Origin of the sequence: Roseimaritima sediminicola (genome assembly GCF_009618275.1) — a bacterium.
Lineage (GTDB): Bacteria > Planctomycetota > Planctomycetia > Pirellulales > Pirellulaceae > Roseimaritima > Roseimaritima sediminicola.
Genome location: NZ_WIAD01000130.1, coordinates 1 through 1,069, shown reverse-complemented (window position 1 = coordinate 1,069; position 1,069 = coordinate 1). Strand labels below are relative to the sequence as shown.

Annotated in this window: 1 protein-coding gene; it reads left to right on the top strand. The window is 55.1% G+C overall.

The genetic code is table 11. The features are described from left to right. Positions 1 to 237: 237 nt before the first annotated feature. Complete coding sequence (locus tag GE027_RS22585; RefSeq protein ID WP_153559494.1) at positions 238 to 786, top strand: HAD family hydrolase; 549 nt, start codon at positions 238 to 240, stop codon at positions 784 to 786. Positions 787 to 1,069 lie beyond the last annotated feature (283 nt).

Below are 1,069 nucleotides of genomic sequence, written 5' to 3'. Positions count from 1 at the left end.
TTGCGCGCTCGATTGTTGCTCGGTCCCGTTTCGCCCTGTATTCTGAGATCGTGCGAGATCGAAAGGGTTAGCGAACTGTTCGCTAACGCAATCGCCACGCAAGAACAAAGTGGTGCACCCGAGCGGCGGCAACGTCGTTTCGTGATCACCGAATTATGGGGCGCCGTCGTGTGACCACCGACGTTATGCGACGAAGAGGTGGCGCGAACTCACTGCCTGATACCGTGTCTTACATGGATGCCCGACACAGAGACCAAGCCGCTGCTGATCCTCGATCTCGACGAGACGCTCGTCCATGCCGCCGATTCTGCGCTTGAGATACCGCACGACTTCAAGGCCGGTCCTTACTTCGTTTACAAACGCCCATTTGTCGATGATTTCATCTGTACACTCGCGACCAGTTTCCAGCTTGCCGTTTGGTCATCATCAACCGCGGATTACATTGCCGCTATCACTGCACAAATCATTCCCGACCATGTGTCGCTGCGATTCGCGTGGTCACGAACACGTTGCATTCAACGATACCACCCAGAGTGGCAAGGCGTTTACTGGGTCAAGGATCTCAAAAAGGTTAAACGCCTCGGCTACGAGCTCAGTCGCATCCTCGTCGTTGATGACACGCCGCAAAAACTGGAACGCAACTACGGGAACGCTGTTTACGTGTCATCGTTCGACGGCGACCCGGCAGATCAGGAACTTAAGTTGCTGGCTCCGTATTTGATGTCGTTGGTCGACTGCAACGATTACCGTACAATTGAGAAACGCGGCTGGCGGTCAAATCAGTAGTTTACGTTGGCCAACAGCCGCATAACCATGGCATGCAACCGAGAACTCGAAAGACGCGAATCGGCAATGGTTGCCGAACTGCTCGTGCCGGCTGATGCCTAACGTTCTGGCTGTCTGTCGTTGCGCGGTCGAACGCCCCGATCCGCCATTGCCATACCTCGGAAGGGTCAGGTCCGTATTGGACGCATGGTCAACTGCCAAGATTCCCGATGGTTGCTGGACTTCCCGTTAGTCTTCGCTCCTGCCGTTGGGCGAGAACCGGTCATAAATCTCGCTCTCCACA

What these genes read in the sequence shown, in the direction of transcription:
- GE027_RS22585 (WP_153559494.1), top strand. Translation starts at nt 238, where the DNA reads ATGCCCGACACAGAGACCAAGCCGCTGCTGATCCTCGATCTCGACGAG.